Source organism: Myroides sp. TSA_177.3 (assembly GCF_052691955.1).
Genome location: NZ_JBQZGD010000014.1, coordinates 39551 through 63589 on the forward strand (window position 1 = coordinate 39551; position 24039 = coordinate 63589).

General features: G+C 35.7%; 15 protein-coding genes. 6 read left to right on the forward strand and 9 right to left on the reverse strand.

Translation table 11 applies throughout. From position 1 onward, the window contains the following. Positions 1 to 249: 249 nt before the first annotated feature. From ACUTSE_RS12965 to ACUTSE_RS12995, 7 genes are all read right to left on the reverse strand, one after another. Positions 250 to 2211: an OmpA family protein gene (locus tag ACUTSE_RS12965; RefSeq protein WP_445640552.1), complete on the reverse strand. Its 1962-nt coding sequence runs from the start codon at positions 2209 to 2211 to the stop codon at positions 250 to 252. 9 nt (positions 2212 to 2220) lie between these two features. Continuing rightward, a complete protein-coding gene (locus ACUTSE_RS12970) occupies positions 2221 to 3135 on the reverse strand; it encodes a PorP/SprF family type IX secretion system membrane protein (protein WP_445640553.1) in 915 nt (304 codons plus the stop codon). Positions 3136 to 3163: 28 nt separating this feature from the next. Next, positions 3164 to 4432: a gliding motility-associated C-terminal domain-containing protein gene (locus ACUTSE_RS12975; protein WP_445640522.1), complete on the reverse strand. Its 1269-nt coding sequence runs from the start codon at positions 4430 to 4432 to the stop codon at positions 3164 to 3166. A 4-nt stretch (positions 4433 to 4436) separates the two neighbouring features. Further along, positions 4437 to 7004: a hypothetical protein gene (locus ACUTSE_RS12980; protein WP_445640523.1), complete on the reverse strand. Its 2568-nt coding sequence runs from the start codon at positions 7002 to 7004 to the stop codon at positions 4437 to 4439. Positions 7005 to 7880: 876 nt separating this feature from the next. Next, positions 7881 to 9341 (reverse strand): hypothetical protein, encoded by a 1461-nt coding sequence (locus tag ACUTSE_RS12985; RefSeq protein ID WP_445640524.1) that lies wholly within the window; start codon positions 9339 to 9341, stop codon positions 7881 to 7883. A gap of 295 nt (positions 9342 to 9636) precedes the next feature. Continuing rightward, on the reverse strand, positions 9637 to 10767 hold the full coding sequence (locus tag ACUTSE_RS12990) for a helix-turn-helix domain-containing protein (RefSeq protein WP_445640525.1): 1131 nt from the start codon (positions 10765 to 10767) through the stop codon (positions 9637 to 9639). 474 nt (positions 10768 to 11241) lie between these two features. Beyond that, the gene (locus ACUTSE_RS12995; RefSeq protein ID WP_445640526.1) at positions 11242 to 11904 is read right to left on the reverse strand and encodes a helix-turn-helix domain-containing protein; all 663 of its coding nucleotides are present in this window, start codon (positions 11902 to 11904) and stop codon (positions 11242 to 11244) included. A 283-nt stretch (positions 11905 to 12187) separates the two neighbouring features. Here ACUTSE_RS12995 and ACUTSE_RS13000 point away from each other — a divergent pair, with 283 nt between their 5' ends. Both ACUTSE_RS13000 and ACUTSE_RS13005 read left to right on the forward strand, forming a co-directional pair. Further along, positions 12188 to 12772 carry a Crp/Fnr family transcriptional regulator gene (locus ACUTSE_RS13000; RefSeq protein WP_445640527.1) on the forward strand — a complete coding sequence of 195 codons (585 nt, stop codon included), beginning with the start codon at positions 12188 to 12190 and terminating at the stop codon, positions 12770 to 12772. 63 nt (positions 12773 to 12835) lie between these two features. Continuing rightward, entirely contained in the window at positions 12836 to 13273 is a 438-nt protein-coding gene (locus tag ACUTSE_RS13005; protein ID WP_002990819.1) for a carboxymuconolactone decarboxylase family protein, read from the forward strand. A 163-nt stretch (positions 13274 to 13436) separates the two neighbouring features. On the opposite strand, the gene ACUTSE_RS13010 is transcribed toward ACUTSE_RS13005, so the two are convergent. Both ACUTSE_RS13010 and ACUTSE_RS13015 read right to left on the reverse strand, forming a co-directional pair. Continuing rightward, positions 13437 to 14261: a hypothetical protein gene (locus tag ACUTSE_RS13010; RefSeq protein ID WP_445640528.1), complete on the reverse strand. Its 825-nt coding sequence runs from the start codon at positions 14259 to 14261 to the stop codon at positions 13437 to 13439. 1 nt (position 14262) lies between these two features. Next, complete coding sequence (locus ACUTSE_RS13015) at positions 14263 to 20289, reverse strand: GEVED domain-containing protein (RefSeq protein WP_445640529.1); 6027 nt, start codon at positions 20287 to 20289, stop codon at positions 14263 to 14265. Positions 20290 to 20800: 511 nt separating this feature from the next. Here ACUTSE_RS13015 and ACUTSE_RS13020 point away from each other — a divergent pair. The 4 genes from ACUTSE_RS13020 to ACUTSE_RS13035 all read left to right on the forward strand — a co-directional run bounded on the left by ACUTSE_RS13020 (position 20801) and on the right by ACUTSE_RS13035 (position 23951). Next, positions 20801 to 21682: an AraC family transcriptional regulator gene (locus ACUTSE_RS13020; protein ID WP_445640530.1), complete on the forward strand. Its 882-nt coding sequence runs from the start codon at positions 20801 to 20803 to the stop codon at positions 21680 to 21682. 195 nt (positions 21683 to 21877) lie between these two features. Continuing rightward, entirely contained in the window at positions 21878 to 22186 is a 309-nt protein-coding gene (locus ACUTSE_RS13025; RefSeq protein WP_002990802.1) for a hypothetical protein, read from the forward strand. 24 nt (positions 22187 to 22210) lie between these two features. Then, positions 22211 to 22579 carry a hypothetical protein gene (locus ACUTSE_RS13030; RefSeq protein ID WP_445640531.1) on the forward strand — a complete coding sequence of 123 codons (369 nt, stop codon included), beginning with the start codon at positions 22211 to 22213 and terminating at the stop codon, positions 22577 to 22579. A 397-nt stretch (positions 22580 to 22976) separates the two neighbouring features. Next, positions 22977 to 23951, forward strand: coding sequence for a 3-oxoacyl-ACP synthase III family protein (locus tag ACUTSE_RS13035; RefSeq protein WP_445640532.1), 975 nt, complete (start codon positions 22977 to 22979; stop codon positions 23949 to 23951). Positions 23952 to 24039 lie beyond the last annotated feature (88 nt).

Sequence of the window (24039 nt, forward strand, 5' to 3'; positions counted from 1 at the left end):
ACGCTATACAGTCATTCAAAGAACGATAAATAGATTAACCAACTATTTTTTGTTGATTTAAATTTAATTCTTGCCAATCTGAAAATCATGCTATTTTCTTTGTTACTACTCTTGTTTTTCTTGGCTTTGAATATTTTTATTTTCTTACAAAAAGTAGAAAGCTCCAAATAGTGGAGCTTTCTGTACTCCAGCTGTTTATTTTACATCTCACAGCGCGATGACCTAAAAGTAGCTTGCATTATTTACCACTTACTTTTCTATGACGATAAATTCGCTTCGTCTATTTTCTTGGTGTTCTAATTCACTACAAGGAACTCCATTACTGCATTTGTTCAACAAACGCGTTTCTCCATAGCCTCTACCGCTTAAACGATTAGCAGCTATGCCTTGCTTCACCATCCAGTCAATCGTAGATTTTGCACGTCGATCAGATAATTTCAAGTTATAGGCGTCATTTCCTTTACTGTCACTATGAGAACGAACATCAATCTTTAGCTTCGGATATTTCATCATCAACTCCACTATTTTCATCAGCTCAATCGAAGCATCATAACGAATCACTGCACTGTCAAAATCAAAGTAAATTGGCTCTAGATCTAATGTTTTAAACAAATCGTCATCTACTTCAATTGGAATAATGACTTCTTCTAAACCAATATCCATTGTCTTAATACCTGGCTTCTGATCCGCATTAAAGACTACTTCAACTGTATTATAAGAAGGATATTCAACCTTAATGCGATATTTAGTTCCACAGTTCAACAATTCACTGTTGTAGTAACCGCGATTGTTGGTACGTAAAGTATCGACATATTGGTATTGCGCATCAGAGATAATCACTTTAGCATTTGACAACACTCCTTGGGTGCGTTTATCGTATACTTTTCCTTCAATGATTTGCGTACACGGTTTTTCTGCAACTAAGTAGATATCATCCGATCCATGTCCTCCAGCGCGGTTTGAGCTCACAAATCCCTTCTTTTCTTTGGGATCAAAGTAAAAACCAAAATCATCCATCGAGCTATTAATAGGTTTCCCCATATTCACTACGGGTCCAAGAGTTCCGTCAGGATAAAGTTTAGCTACAAAAACATCCAATCCCCCTAATCCAGGATGACCATTAGATGAAAAATACAGCTGAGAATCTGAGGAAATAAAAGGGAAACTCTCACGTCCTGCCGTATTGATTCCCATTCCTAAACTTTCCACGGGTCCATAACTTCCATTGGAATACAACGCCACGCGATATAAATCAGACTCTCCTATGCTTTCTGGGCGATCAGAGGCAAAATACAACCACTTCCCATCAGGAGATAAAGCGGGATGAGCGGTATTGTAATTGTCCGAATTTATCGGCAATGCTTCTACCTGTCCCCACTGCCCATCCCCTTGCTTTACTGCCTTATAGATCTTCAACATCGAGGTTTGTTCTTTATTTTGTTTGCTCTTTCCATTGTGCTTGGAATTGTTACGTGTAAAGTACATCGTCTTTCCATCAGCAGTAAAAACAGCAGTTGCATCATTTACTTGAGAATCCAAAGTCGTAGAAAATCGTTCTGGTACTCCCAAGCCCTCTGGGCTTACTTTAACTTGATACAAACTCGTATAGCTCTCATTGGTCCAGGGATGTAATTGACTATCCTTCACCTTAGGTGTAGCACGTGCGGAAGTAAATACTAGATTATCTCCCAACATACTACCTCCATAATCTGAATATTCCGTATTAATACTCAATGGCTTCATCTCAAACAAATCGGAATGATTTTCAATATGAGACAGGTAATCTCGATTCTTGTTATACAACACTGTACGGGAGTCACTCTGTTCCATAGCCGCAAATGCATTCATAAATTCCAAAGACTTCTTATAGTCCTCAATGCTTTTTAGCGTTTGAGCATAGCGATAATAATATTCAGAAGGCAATGCTTTCAAATCCTTGCCTTTATATTCTCCTTCAAATAATTCGGTATACCATTGATTGGCTTGAGCAAGTTTGCCATTAAAGTAATACGAGTCTCCTAATTTCTGTAAGATCGAAGTATTGACATATCCTTTCTTAGCCATATTCTCGTATAGTTCAATTGCATTGGCATATGCCATATCATCATACCTTTCATTAGCCAATTTTTCTTTCTTTACTTGACTATAACCGACGGTTCCCATGCTGATAAATAAGCTCAGTAATCCTATATGTAGTTCTCTTACCATCATTTTCATCTTTTAAAAGAACCTCGGCGCAGCAATGCGCTTATGGCTGTTAAACAAATTAAAGCGAAGAAAAACCTCATGCGATCCCGAATTATAATGCGCCAACCTCGATGTATCTGCATCATAACTATAACCAAGCATCAAGTTCTTGGAAACTTGAAATCCTACCAATCCACTCACTGAGGCATCCCAGCGGTAAGCCGCTCCTAAGGTAAACTTCTCCATAAACATAAAATTCGCACTAACATCTACCTGAAGCGGCGAGCCTTCTTCCATCTTAATCATAGCCGCTGGTTTAAACTGTAAATTCGTATTCAAATCAAATACATATCCTCCTGTAACATACAAGTGTAACTTTTGATTCAGTGTATTCAACTGATTATCATCATAACGAGCTTGCGTAAACAAATTAGGTGCTGAAACCCCTACATAGGATTTATCTGAATACAAGAACAATCCCGCTCCCAAATTAGGGGTAAATGAATTGCTAATATCGGTTGCTGCTACGGGATCTGTTCCATCATAAATTTTCAAATCACTATAAGTGACATCTAATAAACTACCGCTTCCTTTTAACCCAAAAGCTAATTTATAATTGTAATTCAAATTAATTGCATACGATAAATCAATCGATAGTGTATTTTCATTCATCACACCAATTCGATCATTGGTAAAATTTACACCTAACCCCAAGCCACTAGTCCCCAAAGGCGTAGTAGCTGAAAGAGTAGCCGTTTTTGGTGCGCCATCAAGGCCAACCCATTGCGTACGATACAACCCAAAAAGTTGTAATCCCTCTGTGCTTCCCGCATAAGCCGGATTAATGTTTGAGTGATTGTACATATAATGGGTGTACTGAGGATCTTGTTGGGCATGCACCAAGGGGGACAAAAAGCTTAGTACTACTAAACTTAGTCCATAATATATTGTCTTCTTTTCCACTGCTCTTCTATTTTTATTCTGTTTCTAAATGCAGATATCCTGATTTCTTAACAACGTTAGAACCACTTTGATCCTTAATTTCATAGGTAACAATATAGAAATAGGTACCCGTTGGCAGAGCTTTATCTTTATTGATTGTCACACGTCCTTCTGAATAACCACGAAATACATTATCCGCAGAATCATAATTTGTAGTCTCGTATACTTTAACCCCCCAACGATTGTAAATCTCCACCTGATTATTCGGGTACATCTGAATGTTTTCTATATAGAAATAATCATTCTTTTCATCCCCATTAGGTGAAACAAGATTGTAAATAATAATTTCATTATCCTCCGTAGAAAAAGGTAAAACCGTAGCCAAGGTAAAATACCCCGAACCTGATACAGCTGTAGTGACCTCTTTCAAATCGACAGAAGTAACTCCACCTTGATCAACCCACATACCTCTTGCATCATCCCAACGAACAATGTGTAAGTTGTTTATATCTCCTGTTAAAACTTCAGGAATGGTCGTACGAGTATCCCAACTCAACGTCAATAAAATCTCGCCTTGGGCAGTATTGGGCTTCTCTAATTTCCAATATTCTTTTGTGTTGAGCGCCACTATTGGTCGATCCATTTTATTGTGTTGGCGAAAAAATTCATGATCATTTAAGATGTACTTACTTTGGTAGGCTTGTTTCTCACTTGGAATGGCAGCTATCCTAGCATGGCGGTACACCCCTTTATCTCCAATAGGAAACGCAAAATTTTCTTTACCTATTTTCTCAACATAGCCTTCAACATGGCTTTGATCAGAAGGGTTCATAGCCTTAGCACCTGGGTGGAAGGTCAACATCCCTGCCAATGAATCTACCTGTACGATTCCCTCTCGAAAATCAGCACTTCCCTTAACATTCATCTCCGTCTTCACATCAAATCCCATAATTGGTGTAGGATTATCAAAAACAACATCATAAAAATCTGAAGGTTTATCCCCCGTGATTTGTTGAGCTCCTTGAGTACCTTCTAAAGGAGTGAAAATTGCTTGTGCTGTTGGAAGCTGATCGTTGTAATAATATAGATTATCATTGTTGAAATTACCGTAATAATAGGTCGTTCCATCATTCTTTATGACTCCACTTGCTGTGTTGTCAAAATCATAGCTCGTACTAACTACCGCTTCAGGAGTAATTGTTAGCGTACCTTGATTAACCATTGCTTTTTGGAATGGAGCCTGCCCAAAAATGGGCATGACTCCGACCAAAAAACACACAAATACTTGAACGTACTTTTTCATAGCGTTATTGTTTTTCAAAAATGTGAAATATAGGATCTAAAACCTTTATAGATAACGTCTTAGACCCCCTCAAGAAAGAACCAGTTCGCGTTCCTTCATTATTGTAAAAACTAGTTCGTGTAGGACAAATTCTAATTTCTAATTTATTATTCGTTGGAATAAGATTTAAACTATCTGAATATGATAGTATTCCTCCATAATGTCTAATATGATTTTGCTCATATCCTTCCTCTTTTCCAAACGTGTATCTCAAAGGAAAAAACCTTTTCACTAAAACATCATTAATTAAAACCTGGACCTCTAGTTCTGTTAAAACTTGTTTATTGGGATTTGTGTTGCCAATCGTTAAGGCAGTACATTCCACAAAGAAGTCAAAATTCATAAATTTTGTATCGCCTGGATTCGAATTGGTATCGAAATAACTAGTAAAAATAGTAAGCGGAGTTGCTTGCGTCAAGGCATAAAAATCTGTTCCATTATAGTCATTAACCATGGTCTCATAATCCCATTCGCTTGGAAAACTTTGCGCATTTCCAGGGGTTAAAACATTCGTTAACTCGTATGATTCTGTTTTAGGTATTCTAAATGTAAGTCCTGTATTGGCAATAGGCGTACCTGTAACATCTATCTCACTTTCATTATAATAGGTCAAGGTTCCGTTGTTATTATCGACCAATTTGGTAACCGTTTCATGTGCTTTAATCGCCGATTTTAAATCTACCGTTGCCGTAATCCCCTTTTCATCCTTATACGTCAACATCCCTGTAGTTTCATTATAAGCTAAAACCGTTAATGTTTCATAGGCTTGAACAGCTGCTTTGACATCGACTGTTGTTGTATTTCCTTTCTCATCCTTATACGTTAACGTTCCTGTAGCTGTATCATACCCTAAAACAGTTAAGGTTTCATGTGTTTGAACAGCTGATTTGATATCAACAATGGACGTATTTCCGGCTTCATCTTTATACGTTAATGATCCTGTTGTTGCATCATAGCCTAAAACAGTTAGTGTTTCATTGGTTTTAATAACAGCTTTGATATCCATTGTTGAAATATCCCCAACCTCATCTATATACGTTAATATTCCAGTTGTTGGATCATACGTTAAAACAGTCAGCGTTTCAGTCAACGTTACCAACTGATTAATATTCACTATTGTATCAACGCCTTTTTCGTCTTTGAATGTAATAGTTCCATTTGCATTATTACTAGTTATACTGGTAACAGTCTCAAACGTATGAACTGCACCTTTGATATCAACTGTTGAAGTATCCCCTTTTTCATCTTGATAAGTCAAGGTTCCTGTTGTTGCATCATAGCCTAGAATAGTCAATGTTTCAGTTGCTTTAACGATAGGGGTGATATTTAAAACAGTATCACTTCCTCTTTCGTCTTTATAGGTTATAGTTCCAGCTGTTTCATTACTCGTTACACTTGTAACCGTTTCGAAAGATTTGATAGCCGCTTTAATATCTACTACTACTGTATTTCCTTTTTCATCTTGATAGGTTAATGCTCCTGTAGTAGTATTATAGCCCAAAACAGTTAAGGTTTCATGAAATCTTACCGCTCCTTTAATATCAACATCTGTCGTATTTCCTTTTTCATCTTGATAGCGCAAAATCCCTGTCGTTTCGTTGTAAGATAAAATAGTCAACGTTTCACTAAGTGCAATCAGCTGATTAATATCCAACACTGCATTTATTCCTTTTTCATCACTGAACGTAATAGTTCCTGCATTAGGATCGCTTGCTATACTGGTTACTGTTTCAAAAGACTTAACCGCTCCTTTGATGTCAACTGTTACCGTATTTCCTCTTTCATCTTGATACGTTAAGGTACCCGTTGTTACATTATAATCTAAAACGGTTAAGGTTTCATTGTTTTGAACCAACTGACGGATGTTCAAAACAGTTTCAACCCCACTTTCATCTTTGAACGTAATAGTTCCTGCATTCGCATCACTGGTAACACTCGTTACTGTTTCAAAAGACTTAACCGCTCCTTTAATGTCAACCGCTATACTATCGCCATTTTCATCCTGATACGTTAATATACCTACTACTGCATCATAGCCTAAAATAGTTAAGGTTTCATTAGCCTGAACAAGCTCAGCAAAATTAATGACGTGTTTTACCCCTTCACTATCCATATACTCAAATTGAGTACCATCATAATACACATTACCTCCAATGGTTTTAAAGATCTGTTCAATTTCATATCTTACGTTCTCATTATTAACAATCTCCGTAAAATTATTGATTACCAATTTCGCAATATCAGTATCGGCTACAATACGCGTCCATTTCGTTTTATCCCAATAGTAAAAACCGGGCTCAATATCACCTTGTTTTATAGTAGCATATACTAATAAACTTTCTACATTTCCATTTGCAATAGTTGTCCTATCTGTGGTACTTTCTAGTGGAATATTAGGAATAAGCAATCCCTTATCATTAGACCACAGCGTCAATTCAGCTGATTTGTTTGGGGTTACTGTTCCAATACCTACCTGCGCCTGAATGGTGGAAGCTAAAAGCAACATGGCGATTGATAGTAATTTTCTTTTCATATTTATCAATTTATTTTTCTTTTTATTACTTGATTCTTTTCATCGATTAAGGTTCTTTTACAAGTAGTTCATCTTATCTAAACCTTGGGTGACAATCCTTATAAGAATCTTATCCGATTATCATTATTCAAACTTAAATCAGAAAAAAGTTAAAAAAAGTATCATAAAAACAATAAATAAGTAAAAAAAACACAATGAAACGCACTTTAACTTTTATTCAAAAAAGTATAAAAAACATTTTCATTAAATCATACAGTGCCTTTAATAATGGATTCGAATACAGAATAAAAAGGCCTGTCTTTACTCCAATCTCCAAACAATGACAAAGTGATTATCTCAAAATTCATAGGGTTGCTTATTTTAAAACTTCTGCATCATTTAAATTTCAATCCACATTAGAACACAACTATTTTTCGTACTTCTGATGGATGATTTTTTTGTACTACTGACTGAAACACATTCATTATATTTATTAACATTTCTAGTCTACTACTTTCACCCCTTTCGACTAATTCTCTTTAAAAAGAGGATTACTTGCGTTTCAAACTCTTCTTTTTTAGTTGTTTCTCGATTAAAATGGGAGAAGAAAAACAAAAGAACCGATAAGACTAGTCCAATTTCTTGCTCTTTTATACAGAAGGGAACCTAAAACGCAGTTTTTATTCCTCTTCTATGCCTCCAATTTGTCATGGCCTTCCTTATAAAAAAAATAGATCCTAAAGAGGATCTATTTAATGTTTTAGTATCAGTAAAAATGAGGTTTTACAAGTACTATTATTTCATGCGCTAAAACTTAGCTGATGGTTGTTAGCCCTAAAATAGGCAGGGCTTCAATCAACATACCTAAATACTTCAACGCAATATTTTACAAGGGGGTTATTCTTTGAATAATAAGAGGTTAAAACCAGTTAGTTGCATGTCCAATACTTTATCTGTATCCGAGTTAAAATAACCAGGTATTATCGCTCCTGACGACCTATTTCTGTAAAAATTATTTCTTGTAGGCGCAACTTTGATTTCTAATATATTAGCCGTTTCCCGCAAAGTCACATAGCTTGGTATCGTTATTGCCCAAGCATACTCATGGTAATCTTGATTAGTCCCTCCAGCATAAATTCCTGATCCACCGAAATAATACCTTCTATTTATAAACTCTTTTACCAAAAAACCATTAATATAAATTCCTACATTGATCATTGCCCAAACTCGATTTGCCGAAACATATGCTGGAATAGTAGAAATACCTCCTTCTAGTGCAAAACTCACAAAGATATTTTTTATGGGCTTACCATCGAATTTAGTTGAAAAAACTCTTTTAAATTCTCCATTCGTGCTATAAAATTCATTCGGTGAATTATCTCGGTATATCATCTCGCTATAAATCCAAGTAGATTGACTATGTACATTATACCAAGGTTCATCTGCAACTACTGATATTCCTTTTGGAAAGTCCATTGTAACACCTGTATTCGTTATAGGGTTACCTGCGCTATCAACCTCACTCTCATTATAATACGTATAAGAAGTATTACTATTTTTAACTAATTTAGTAGTAGTTTCATTCGCTTTCACTATTGTGTTAATTGTTCCATTTGCTTGAATCAACTCCGATAAGTCTACTTCTTGTTTAATTCCATTTGCATCCAAATACTCAAACGTGGTACCATCGTAAAACATATTTCCACCATTATTTGCAATGTATTGATTCAAAACTTCTTGTACCTCGACATTATTAACAATCTCTTCAAAGTTGTTAATCACGTGGGCAGGGACATCAATCACAACTGCCACTCCAGCTTCATTCGTATAGGTGTAAGTACCATCATTATTGTTAACTAACGTAGTAACCGTTTGTTTTTCTTGGATCAACGCTTCGAAATCAATTTCTTGTTTGGCACCACTGGTATCCATATACTCAAACGTAGTTCCATCGTAATACACATTCCCCCCTGTCGTTTGAAAAAGTTGTTCTAAATCAGTTTTCACTTCTTCATTACTAATAATTGCTGTGAAATTTTTAATAACTAGATTCGCGACTTCAGAATCAGGAACGATACGTTCCCATTTGGTTGTATTCCAATAGTAAAACCCTGGCTCGATATCTCCTTGTTTTTTAGTAGCATATACTAATAAACTCTCCACATTTCCATTTGAAATCGTCGTTTGATCCGTCGTACTTGTCAATGGAACACTAGGAATAAGCAATCCCTTATCCTCTGCTTTAGACCAAATCGTTAATTCTGCTGATTGATTTGGTGTAATAGTTCCAATTCCCACTTGTGCATGAACAGCAGAGGCCAAGAGTATTACAGCGATTGATAAGACTTTTTTTTTCATAATTTATTTTTTAACGTTTATTTTCATCCTCACCATCAATTGAATGCCCACATGGTCTTTATTTGTAGCAACATAAAAGCAGTTACAATAATCTAAAAAACATTCAACACACAAACTTAATTAACAAAAAAGTTAAAAAAAGAATCATAAATAATATAAAAAACAAAATGAAATACACTTTAACATTGATTCCAAAACACATAAAATATTTTCATTGCAATTCTTCTAAAAAAAAAATAGATCCTAAAGAGGATCTATTAAGTATCTATTCACAATAAAACGAAAGATATATGTACTATTGATTCTTTCTCAAAAACTCAAATGGCGTACACCCTAAAACATGTTTGAAGCTTTTGAAAAAAGAGGTTTTCGAATTAAATGCGCTTTCTAAAAACAAATCTTGTACACTTAATTCTTCTTTCTGCTGATGATTTTCGATATACTGCACCACATGCTCTATTCTCAGTTTATTTATGTATTCCCGAAAATTCATTTGATATACTACATTAAAATATTGAGCTAAATAATACCGTGATATTTTCGTTCTAGATGCTAAGTCTGTCATTTTAAAATTAGCATCTAAATAGGATTTATTTTCAATTATAATATGATTTACCTTTATATTACAGCGTTGCAATACAATATCATTTAATTTAGTTTGTCCATATTTTAACGCATGGCCTTCTTGTGCCTTACTTTGTCTATCTTCTACCTTGTTTCTATACGCCAATTTCCATTCTTCTGTTTGATTTGAAATTTCCTCCTCTTGATTGCTTATTAAACTCGCTTCGTTTTCCATTTTTTTTCTCAAAAAAGTCAAATACACATAAAAAAATAGAAGCAATAAGAAAACTGATAACTTAATATCCTTAGATAAAAGATAAAAAACGACAACTAATATTCCTCCTACAATCAAGGGAAGCATTTTTTTCCATTTTCCTTGTTGCTCTGGCTTATCTAGTAGAATCTCATTATTCAATTTTATTTTTTTTCGCAATATTATCCCATAATATAAAAAGGCAATACTAAAAATGCCAAGTATACTCTCATCAACATAGCTCCACTTATTCTCAACTAAGGATAGAAATAATCCAAAAATAAATACACAAACGATGCGATAAAAATCACTAAAATAATAGGCATTACTCCTATATTGATGATCCCTTTGCCCATTGGAAACAATGAGATTTAAAAAAGGACCATAAAACAAGAACAACAACATCCAAATTGAAAAATGAAAAACATGATGTAACAATACATCTTCATAAACCAAGAGAATTAGTTGAATAACCACAAAGAAACTGAACCAGGTAGTCGCATAATAAACGCCTCGTTTTGCTTCAGGTACAACACAATGATAGACTGTAATAATTTCATACAAAACAATAGGTACTAATAGGATAAGAAAAAAATGTTGTAATGGCATAATAAACAAAGTTTAAAAAAGTGTTTCGTTTGAAACAATTGGTCAATTTGAATATGGATGGTTTCATTCGTACTTCTCGAAGTTGGAATACCGCGATTCCTTTTCGGTATATTTTTCTCATGAAACCCTGATTGGATATTTGCTTGTATTGAATCTTTTACTATTGAAAAATAAAGGGATAATTGATCGTGTATTTATCTACATTCTTTTCAATTCACTTTTATTTTCTAGTCCGTAACATCATCTCAAGAAAGGTTTATTTTGTATGTATCGAATGGATAAAGCATGACAATAAAACGTATACATCACAATCAATACGTAAACTTAAAGCACAAAAAAGTTAAAAAAAGTATCAATAAAAGGAATAAATAGTCAAAAAAAGGAATGATACACGAATTAACTTTTACACTTAAACAAATAAAACAAGGAGTTCCCCTTGTTTTTATTCTTCATTCAAGAAATGAATAATCCTTTTTAACGCTTTAAAAGTGCAGAGGGAGCAAATCCATAAAAATAAACAAAGGCACGATAAAAAGATAAACGGGAGTTGAATCCACAAAGAAAGCTTAACTCCTCAACGGTGACATCGCGTTCTCTATCTCGAATGATAGTAATAGCATACTCAATCCTCAATCGATTGATATATTGTTTAAAATTTACAGAGGCTGAATGTTTGAAATAATCTCTTAATTTATTTTTATCAACTTTAAGCAGATTCACCACCTTACTCAAGGTCAAATTAGCTTCTAAAAAAAGTTTTGTATCTATTACATGAGTGTAAAGTAATTTTTGCAATGCTTTTACCTCAGTAACCGTCATTATAGCTCTTTTTACAGCCACAATATTTCCTTTTGGTTTTAGTCTTACACTTTCCTTTTTCAAATAAGCGCTAGTTGTTCCTTCTGTTCTCTCTACTTGTCTAGACTGATAATATCGATGAACCCCTTTCTGTACCAGATGAACCACAAGAACCAAAATACTATAGGCTAGCCAAACCGTATAACTTTGCTCTATCCCTTTCATGACTAATATTCCCATTAAGACTAAACAACAAAATAAGAGTACCAATTTAACTCGTAATATTGTACGAGAATATTTCTTCTGCATTTTTACCTTTTTAGCTTCTTTCTCTTTCATACTTCCTCTTTTTTCTTCGTTCTTATGATCAATTCTACACCTAATTATTTTATTTTTTAGACTCACAAAACAAACAAAGTCACATCAAAAACACAAAAACACCTATCATTACACACATTTTTAACTATAAAATAATAAAAAACCACAAATAGAGATTTAAAATTTCTTTTTACTTACTGATTCTCTTCTTTCATTTATATTACTGAATTATATTTTTCATGTAGTATATTCGTAGAATTATCTTTGATTCCTATTGCTTGTAATCGATACCAAACAACCTAATATGAAAAATGAGGCTCTTTTTATTGCACATATTGAGCGATTCACCAACCAACTTCAGGCTGATGAAATAGCGTCTATATGCTCATTTTTCACCTTCCAGACGTTGTCTAAAAAAACGAATATTCAAGAAGCAGGTATGCCTTGTGACAGGATGTACTTTGTACTTCAAGGTTGTTTAAGAAGTTATTATATCAAAGAAAACGGTACAGAACAAACGTTAGATTTTGCTATTGAGCAGTGGTGGTTAACCGATCATCTTGCCTTTGAAAAACAAACGATTAGCGACCTCAACATCCAAACGGTTGAACCATCGGATATCCTTTGGATTACGCATGCTAATTTTAAAGCCTTAGTAGACACCCATCCCATTATGGAAAAATACTTCCGAACGCTATTTCAGCTTGCTTGTGGCGCAGCTCAACATCGCTTAAAATTCTTATATGAATACAGTCGAGAAGAATTGTACTTTCACTTTGAAAAGCAATTTCCTGCCTTTGTACAGCGCATTCCTCAATACTTATTAGCTTCTTACTTGGGCTTTAGTCCTGAATATTTAAGTGAAATTAAAAAAAAGCGTTTTTCTTAAACGGGTTGAAGTTTTTTTACTTGACGAAATTCTACTTTTGAGTTCATTCAAAAACAAGAGAATATGTCAAAGAGAAAACCAATTTACAGCGTAGATCCCAAAGCTTATGATGGAATGCTAAAACTAGAGCAATACCTCGATGAATCACAACTTACCGTTACACACAAAGAACTCATCAAAATACGAGCATCTCAATTAAACGGTTGTGGGTATTGTTTGGACCTACATACCAAAGATGCCTTAGCTTATGGAGAATCTGCAAGGCGTTTACTTGTATTGGCTGGTTGGAGAGAAACTGAACTATTTACTGTAGAAGAACAGGTAATTCTAGCGCTAACAGAAGCCGTTACGTTCATTCACCAAGGTGGAATCAGCGATGAATTATACCAACAAGCGGAACAATTATTTGGTGCAACTTATCTTGCTCAACTGATCATGTGTATGGTCACTATCAATGCTTGGAATAGAATTGGTGTGGCTACTCATTTAAAGGCTAAATAAGAAATGGTGGACGTTGAACAGTGGATGGCTTTTAGCCATAAAAAAAGCTTGAGTAGATACTCAAGCTTTTTTTTTCATTTCTGCTAATGTACTCTTTTAAATTGAGGCTAGCTGCGATAAAATAGCACTCAACAAAAGATTTAGACCATATTAAAAAACAATCTTATAAACCAAAACTGTATTTTACCTTAATTCCCAAAGTGAACATTCTCAATTTATATCGTTCATTTTCACCAGGTAAGATACTATTAAGTTGTTCTTTTTCCTTGTATGTCAATACGGATTTGTCTGCTTGACCTGCAGCACCTAAATCACAATCTCCATAGAATCCTAGATAAAGCGCTTGGTTATTAGCCATATCATATTTCACACCTAGTTCACCCATTACAAAAAAACCGCTGTTTAATTTGAGCTTATTTTCTTCTGTTTTATCTCCGAGGTTTCCAAAACCAGCATAGGTTGGGTTGTGTAATTCGGCATCCCATTGTTCATAGTAACCACTCGTTTTTACTCCTTCCAAGGTTTGTGTTGATTTTACTTTGGTATAGATTTGATACTTCACTCCACCAGCAGCATAAAGACGTAGTTTTTCATTTCCTAAATTGGGTCCTACGTATTGCACTTTAATGGGAATAGCAAAATAATTACCGCGGAGTTCTTCTTTGAATTTCGCTATTGTATAGCGAAATTCAAAGGCAGCTCCTTGTCCATCAATCGAAGGACTTGTTCCTTTATAATTAGAATCTTCTTTCGTTAATTGATACGCTCCTACTTCCAATCCAACGCCTAAAGACAGATTATGGCGTATTTCTTGCATGTACAAAGCTGAAAAACCAACGGTAGATCCATCGGATAACCCAATACTGGGTTTTCTTCCTCCTGTTAATCCTCCTAAAACAGAAACTTCAACTTCCTGTCCCATTACTTGGGCTGTATGTAGGCCTAGTACCATACTTATGACCCAGCCCATTATTTTTATTGTCTTCATCTTATTTTTTTACTGCAAATTTGATTGACTCTCTTGTTCCATTTAATTCAAAAATGGCTACATACATTCCTCCTTGTATGTTTTGAGGTAAATAAATCGTTGTCTGTTCTCCTTCCATTGAGAACGTGTGAACCAATTGCCCGTTTAAATTGAATACTTGAACAGGAATTCCTCTTAATTGTACACCTGTAACATGTACCTCTAGGGTTGTTTTTTGGCCAAGCGTTACTGGATTAGGATACAATTGAATCACAGGTGTTACTGCGGTTGTAATTTCCATTGGGCAAACGTGAATTTCTTCTCCTTCTGCTGTTTTAACAATAGCATGATACACCGCATTGCGATCTAATATTGATTTAGGACCCGCAGAATAAACTTGTTCTTCTGAGATTAGAGCTCCGTCTTTATACCATTGGAATCCTACCAATTGATAACCTCCATTGGTCTGTGGATTTTTGTTGATCAATAATGTATTATTGAATTTTTGTACCGCAATTTGCTCAAAGGCAAATGGTTTTTCTACAACAATAACATACTCTTCTTTCACTTTTCCATTTTGTGAAACAACCGTAACCGTTTGTTTGTAAATTCCTGGTTTAGGTACTGAAATACTAAATGTTGCACTCGGCGTAACTTTTGCTCCTTCATCTACCCCAATTTTTACAGGAACCTCTGTTCTCAAATCTTCACAACTCATCAAATGGTAAATCTGATTTTGAGGTTTAGTATACTGCTCATCAGCAATCCAGATATCGTGAATAGAAGCATCGTTATTTACAATGCGCAACACTCGACTTACCGCCAATGCAGGGTGATAATTTGCATTACCTGCTTGTGTAACTGTAATCGTAATTTCTCCTACTTTTTTAAGCGTTACCCAACCTGTTTCACTCACCTCAGCAGCAGGTTGCCCACTAGTATAGGTGTAGGTATAGTGTAAAGGTAAGTTAGAAGTCGTAGTAGCTTGAAGTTGGAAATCTTCACTTTCAGCTAAGATTCGCGTTTCTAACTCATCAAAACGAATCTCTTGATTTGCTTTTTCTATCTTTAAAGTAGCTGTCAATTCGCGACTTTGATAGTTATTTCCGCCATTTATTGTCGCTTTTACTTCATAACTTCCCACCTCAATTTTTCCATTATTGCTGTGTTCTACTGTTACCCCTTGAGGTAGTGAACCAGAAACGAAAATATATTTCGCTGTTCCGTCATAAGTAAACGTCTGACCTTCAAATTGAATATTTTCAATTGCTGCTTTGGTAATTTTTAATGTAGCGCGAAGGGTGGTATTTTCGTATTCATTTCCTCCTTGAACAACTGCAATAACAGTATAAGTTCCAGCAACAATCTTATCATTGTTTTGATACGTTACCGTTACACCTTCTGGTACATTTTGCACCGTTATTTGCTTCGCTGTTCCATCGTAAACAAAAGTTGCATCTTCAAACACAAGATCTGCTAAAGCATGGCGAATTTGTAGGTTGGCTACTAAAGTTTTGTCTTCATAATTTGCTCCACCGTGAAGTTGTGCTGTAACAGTGTAGTTTCCTACCTCAACTTGTCCATTTCCTTCATATGTTACGCGAACATCTGCTGGTAGCTCACCTCTAACCTCAATAGATTTAGGTGTTGCATCATACAAGAATGAACCATTTTCAAATACAATTCCTTCTAGCGTTGCTTTGGTAATAACTAATGTTCCTGCTTGGTACTGAATCTCATAATTTGTCGAGGTATATCCACTTGCCTCAATCGAATAAGTTCCTACATTGATCGCTTCTATTGCCGTTCCATCATAACGCAACGTTCCCGCTAACGCACTTGGATTCTCTCCATATACAAAACCTTGGTATGTAACGTCCCAAGTAGTATTTGGTGTTCCATCGTATGTTTTGGTTTTATCCGTTGCCTGAACAACTAATGGTGCTTTGGCTACGTGTAACGTAAAACGCACTTCTTCTGCTGGTAAATATTCATTATTCCCAGCCTGATTCACGCGAATTTCTGTTTCACCAGCCCCTTTTATTATAATAGTTCCCGCTTCTACTACCGCAACAGCTGAATCTGCAACAGTATAAACAAGTGGTAATTGGCTCGTTGATTCTCCTGTTTGGAAAGGAGCATCACCATATACTTTCGTTACATTTTCTACAGTAATTGTTTGCTCTTTTACTTTAATTGTTTCAAAGCTAATTTTTTGCCACGTAGAACAATCCGCTACACGTACATATACATCATAAGTTACTTCTGCTGCCAACCCTTCGATAAGCTGTACAGCTGAAGCATTTTCAATGATTGTTCCTTGACCTTGAACAAATCCTTCTTCTCCATATTCGACATCAAAAACAGTAGCATCAGATAGGATTCGAAGAGTTGCCTTTTCTTCTCCAATCTCCTCTATTTTTAGTACTATTGGAGGGCAACGCAAGGCTTCAATATCAATCGTAATCTCAATTTCATCTTGCTTTGTAGTATCTTGAACTGCAGTAGCTCTTACTTTTACAACGCCATTCGCTAAAGCAGAAACGCGTCCATTTTGATCAATAGAAGCAAATGCTTCCCCTTCAACAATAGACCACGTTACCGCTTGATTGGCCTCTGCTGGTAATACACGTGCAACTAATTGCAGCGTTCCATTTTCAGTCGTAATGGTTGCTGGAACATTATTTGCTGTGGTCACTTCTACCCCTGTTATTGCTACTAGTGGTCCTTGAATATCCAATGTATAATCCTCTACTTGCCCCAGGTAATATCCTGTTGGACAAGGTACATTTTCTAAGTGTACCCAAGTTGTTTCTGGATTGTGATACATACTCACAACGCGCATTCTCGTTGCTCCGATTAACGCATCAGCTGGAATTTGGATGGTTCCTGATACCTCTCCTCTTTCACCGCCAAGGTTATTTAAAAACCCAATAGTAAATGCTTCATCTGCTGAAAATTCAAAATCTCGATTGTAATCAATATAAACTTTCACCAACATCATATCCTGTCCGTCATTTTTTCCCTTCACTGTAATAGGATACGTTTCTCCTTTAGCTACCGGTATTACATTCGCTGTAAAATCTTCATATAAAGGTTCAACTCTTGTATTACTTCCACTTGTTTGTGTTGTTGTACCAAGAGTAAATTCATAAATAGGTAGACTATATGCAGTATCCGAAATCTCTGGTTGACAGTAATCTTCCGGTGTCACAACAGGAGCCATTTTTATACAACGAATAGCAGATCCTTGTTCACGAGGAGCACCTGCCCCTGCGTTCATTGTGATATTACTATAGAATAAATGCTTTGCAAAATCTCGATTAGTTGAAGCTGTTTTACTCCAGTAGTATCCTCGTAATCCTTCGTTATAAACGCCATTTCCTCCTCTAGCACCCGCTACCGTTAAACGCAAATTACTATCAAAAGCCGTTTGGATATTGGTAATACTTTCCGCAGTAATGATTGCCTGCCATTGATCTTGAGTTGGCAACGTCCATCCTTCTCCTAGTGCTTTACAAGGATCACATCCTTCAGTATCTGTTACCTCTTGAGGCGTAGCAGCTCCCCAAGTATCAGTACTTGTTCCTGCTTGCCACCACGATGGATCAGTCAAATAAAATGTACTGTTATTTTGTCCTAATCCACGCGGAGTATTCGGTGAAGGCGCAATAGTTCCAATAGTTGAGGTACGCTTTTGATGTCCATCATCCCATCTTCCCCATTGGAATAAATCTCCATAAGCTGAAGCATCTGTTGCTGCCGTCGCCACTTGTTCACTACCTAAATTTTGCTGTAACCAAATAGTTCCATCCACTGCACGAACTGTTGTATACGTTACAGTAGATCCATTATATTGAAACGTCACACAACCTGTATCTCCAGGATTCATTCCTGGTTCTTGATTGGTACAACCGGGTTGTTCTGTTCCGGCCGTAATCTGAACGGAATAATCTTCAATTTGACCATATTCTGCATCAGTACAAGCATCAAATTCACCTTCTTCGTATATATACCAATTGTCTTTGATAATACGCATACGTGTATTTCCTAATACAGCATCATCAGGTACACGGATTTCAAACTCCACTTTTACATGATCTTGTCCAGTAGATGGTGAGAGTAATCCTCGATATAGTTCTGTACGAACATCAAATTGCCCATCGTTATTCCAGTCAATAAAAGCGCGAATATCATGTTCGAAATTTCCATTGGTATTCCCTTTTACTGTCAACGTATACGTTTGGCCACGTTGTACTTGAGCAACCATCGCCGTAAAATCCTCATAAGCTACCGGAGCTACCGTTGGATTTGGAGTTACATCCGTTTGATTATTTAAATTTGCAAATTGTACTAAAGTAATAGGCTCCACACCATATAATACAGTAACATCACAATAATCCCCAGGATTAGTTGTACCATCTGCTATTTGAACAGAATAATCCTCCACTTGTCCATATTCTGCATCTAAACACGCATCAAATTCTCCTTCTTCATAAATATTCCAATTGTCTTTAATAATACGCATGCGTGTTTTTCCCAGTACAGCCGTATCAGGTACTCGGATTGCAATTTCTACTTTAACCTCATCTTGCCCTGTAGAAGGCAATAATGATGCGGTGTAAAATTCTGTTTGCATATCGAATTGTCCATCGTTATTCCAGTCAATAAACACGCGAATATCATTTTCAAAATTCCCATTGGTATTTCCTTTAACTGTCAATGTATACGTCTGACCGCGTTGCACTTGTGCAATCATAGAAGTAAAATCTTCATAACGTGCTGGAGCTGTCGTTGTATTGGGGTCTACATCCGTTTGATTGTTTAGATTAGCCCATTGCACCAACGTAATAGGTTCTACGCCATACAATACAGAAACATCACAGTAATCCGAAGGAACTACAGGAGCAAGTGTATTTTCGTATAACATAGTCATTGCTGTTCCATCACTGGTATACCCGATTACAAAGAGATCCATATCTCCATCTTGATCAAAGTCAAACCACTTCGCTCTAGACGTATTCAATCCCCTAATTGCATTAGAATTTTCTACATCCAAAACAAACGATTGATTCTGTTGATTGGTATATATATTTGTCTTGATACCAGAAGAGGCAGTACTCCCAAAAGAGAATACATCTAAAAAGCCATCCTTGTTATAATCTACAAGTGCACTGGATCCCATAATAATCCCTTCAAACGCATAAGGTGCAGCTGTAAAATTACCTTGTCCATCATTCAAATACAGTACAAGACTATGCGTCATACTGCCATTCATTCCACCTAATAATACATCCAAATCACCATCGCCCTCAAAATCAGCCACGCTGATAGACGAAAAGTAAACCGCTCCTAATCCTGAATCATGGGGGCTAAAATTCCCATTTCCTTGATTAAGATACAACTGAGTTGCTGGCACATAACTATTGCTAAAACCTGTAATCAAGATATCAGGTAATCCATCTCCATTTGCATCGAAGATTTCAGTCGCACTGAAATAAGTCCCAAGCAGTTCAATATTAGAATCAATAAACTCCCCATCTGCTTGCTGAAAATAAACTTTAGAGCTATATCCTGCATCGGTTTGTCCATTAACCAACAAATCGGCCAATCCATCTCCATTTAAATCTGCAATTTTTATCGATCCATATTGCGCTGGAATAATGGTAGTGATATTCTTTTTAGTAAATGTATTGTCGCCATTGTTGTAGTAAATTTCAAAAACCTTTTCATTGGGAAATCCTTCTTCTTTTCGAAATCCAGTAATAGCAAAATCCATCTTCCCATCCCCATCCAAATCTCCTGTTCCTATAGCGGAATACATGATCTGTGAAAATTGATTACTTAAGGCTGTAAAATGATCTTGTTCATTTATATAGACAAACGTATTTCCCGATCCATATCCTTCTCCAGTTCCGGAGAATATTAAATCTGGATAAGCATCTTGGTTCACGTCAAGTACGGTGGCATCTCCATAGAAAACCCCCGGAAAAGTTTGAGCTGTATGGGCTCGAAAATGCTGTGCATGAGTAGTAAAGCACCCTAGCATACCTCCTAGTAGTAGGAGCAGTGTTTTTTTAACTGTATAGATACACATGTTGTTTGATTATGTAGTGATTTATTTCGTTTTATTCGAAAACGCTGATGCGTTTTGCTATCTTTAATTCATTCCTAAAACAAAACCTAATGGGCATCCCTTGGGTTGATAAAAATAAAATTGATGAGGATTAAACAACGGTCTAAACTCTGATTTAGGGTATAAATGATTCATATCAATAAGTAGTTATAATTTTACCAACAAATCTATTTATATTAAATCTAATTAAAAACAATATGCTATTATTTACAAATTTTACTACAGAATCGTTATAAAAGCACGTTTAATTATATTAGAATTAGTCTAATTAAAAGTATCATTGTTTTATTTCGTTAATTTTTAGTCAATACAAAAGAGGTTTTTCGTCATTTAATTGAGGATTTCACCTGTTTTATCCTTCAAAAAAGTAATATATTCGTATCGCACTAGGTCGATTTTACACTTTTCTCCATTCTTTTTTACGATGCCTGATAAAATTCACAACTATTCCATTCAAGACATGCTCCAATTACTTGAACATGATTTTCAAGAAAGTGGATTGTATGTTGATTTCAAGCAATACCTATCGGATCATCCCCTTCAACACCCCTATCGAACAGCTAATTATACCATAATGCTTATTCTTGAAGGAAATATGACGGTTCAACTTGATTTAACCAAGCATGAACTGCGGCAAAACGCATTGGTCATCGTCCCGCCACAAACTGTCATCTACTTTAAAAAATTCAGTCCTGATTTAGTATTTATTACCTTGAGTTTTGATAAGACCTTTGCCATTACGCATACACAAAACGAAAAAAGCGATTTCAGCTTACTGGCATCGTCCAAGGTTCATCATCTCCTATTAGATGACCAACAGCTGAAAACCTTAGTCAACCTATGTGAACTAGTGGATCAGAAAAACAAACAGAAAAGCGATTTTCAATACTATCTTACCTCCATACAGCATCTATTTGCCTTAATTTTACTTGAACTAAAAGCCATTAGTCAACACCAAAATCTTATTTTACACGAACATATTTCAAGAAAAGAACAGTTAACCTTGCTGTTTTTAGAAGCTTTACAAACGCATTTTAGAACCGAAAAACAAGTTCGTTTTTACGCTGCTGAACTCTGTGTCTCCGATCGTTATTTAGCCAAAGTAATCAAAGAAGTAACCTCCAAAACGATTGGAGAATTAATTGATCAGGCTATTATAATAGAAGCTCAGCTCTTGTTGACCAATACAACACTCACTATAATGGAAATAGCGGATGAATTACACTTCAACAGTACTTCCTTCTTTGGCAAGTTTTTCAAAAGAAAAGTAGGTTGTTCGCCAGGTCAATACAGAAAGCAATTTTAAATCTACATCAGAAGTTAGCGCATCATACCTCAGATTTAAAGGAACTCATTATCCCCTCCAACAGAGGAAATGCAAAAAAAGGCGTATTTTAGAACAGTTTTGATGACAAATAGTTCTTTTTTACGCTAACTATTTGTCTCAATTTTGCAGTAGAGAAACCATTCAACGGTGCTTCTCTTCATTTAAAAACGAATCATGAGTAAACATTATATTACGTGTAAACACTGTCAGACTGAAAATTTGAATACAGATTACTGCACAAACTGTGGTGAGATTATCAATATTGTATTAGAACGCCAGCTAGAGCAGCAACGCGTAAAAGAAGAGCGCATTCAAAAAGAAATTCTTCGTGAACCGACAGCCATAGAAAAGTTTTTCTTAACGTTGCGCAACCACTCTAATCCTTTTGTGCGCGTTCTCTATATCATTGTACACACGGTTTGGCTGGTAGTTGCAACGATCGCAGCGGGTATTGCATATCTCGTTGGGATGATTGCGGCCTAATGATCGTAATTCAAACTGCTAAAGATGAAGAAAATACTTTTTTTTATAGCCTTAGGTATCGCAATTACTATCTATTTGCTGCAACAAACGCAGCTACATCTTCCCTTTTGGGTAAATAATTATGTCAATGATTTTCTCTTCTTACCTTTAGTATTAACTAGTTGCTTATTTGTTGTTCGAAAAATTAAGCAAGATCAAGCCCTTCATCTTTCCTTGCCTTTAATTTTAGGCGTTGCCTTCTTTTACTCCGTTTACTTTGAGTGGTATTTACCCCAACACAATCCTCGTTATACTGGAGATTGGGTGGATTGTCTACTCTATTTTTTTGGTGCTTTTATTTTTTATGTTCTACAGCATTACAACTCCACTCCAAGCAAAAACACCAAAGAATAAACAAGAATAGTTACTCAAAACCAAACCTAGTGTAACAAATAAAAATGAATCTTAAGACAATTTTATCTATCATATTAGCCAGCATAATTCACTGAAATTTACTTCCTTCTTTCAACTAAATTCATTTGGGATTTTACACTTATCCAATGTCAATAGAATAGCATACAAATTACTGTCAATACCTTTCATATCCCCATTACAGCAACTAAAAACAACGCTTACGCCTTTAAGACTATCCCTTTTTCTTATGGTAAACCAAGGTGATTTTTACCTAAAATTCATTTCCTAATACCGTAAAAAATAAGTAAATATTAACATAATTAAAATATAAAAAAATAATTTTAATCTTAAATTCGTTCCATACTATTTTTTTATTATCAACAAAACCCCTTATAGTATGAAACTAAAACACATGTATTTTCACCATCCTTCGAAATTAGAAAACAACGAAGCGGTGATACAAAAATTCGAGAACCAGGGTGTTTCTATGAAAAAAATTCAAGAAGCACTTGGTAGAACTAATCGCTACGTGGTTCCAACTGATTCACCTGAAACGTCTCTTTCTTTGGGAATTGACGCTGCTAAAGGTGTTTTAAGGGAGAGTAAAATCTCCATGAATGAAATTGACATTATTGCTTTTGTAACCTGTACACCAGAACATCAAATTCCCAATGATTCTATTTTCATTCACCAAGCCTTACAAGGCAAGCCCGACACCATGTGTTATGATATCAATGCCAACTGTATTGGTGCATTGCTCGCTTTAGATCAGGTAGCCCAGTATCTAAACAACAGCAAAACTGCTCAAAAAGCATTGGTTATCTGTGCAGAAAAAATGTCGAGTATCCTTGACCAGGAAAATCCAGTTACTGCTTTTTGTTTTTCCGATTCTGCATTTGCTTTTATTGTAGAAAAAGATGATACTTCTGCAGGGTTAGTGGATGTACATTATCACACGGACAGCAGTTTTTGCAATACTGTATTATTTCCACCTAAAGGGCATTCTTGTTTTGCTACAGGAGAATTAACCATGTGGGATACCTCATTTGATGGCAGCGGTAGTGTAGAATACGCCACCAATAAAATAGAAGATTTTCTTCGTCGAAACAAGTTGTCAACAGCTGACATCAGCTTGTTTTTATTCTCTCAATTATCTTTAAAAAATATTGAGATCATCAAAAATCACTTTAATCTACCCGATCACAAAGTACCCTTCTATTCTAAAGAAATAGGATACTCTGGATCATCTAGTCCTCTTGTGGCCTTAGATCAACATCAGCAAATCGTCAAACCTTTGAAAGAAGGCGAATATGTTTTGATTTGGACCTTAGGTGCAGGGTATCAAGCTGGACTTATGTTATGGCGATTTTAAACACCACTGTTAGCTTTAGTAGAAACAACTAACAGAAAAACCGGTAGCCCAGCTATCGGTTTTTTTTTATTCTATTTTCTTGCCAAAA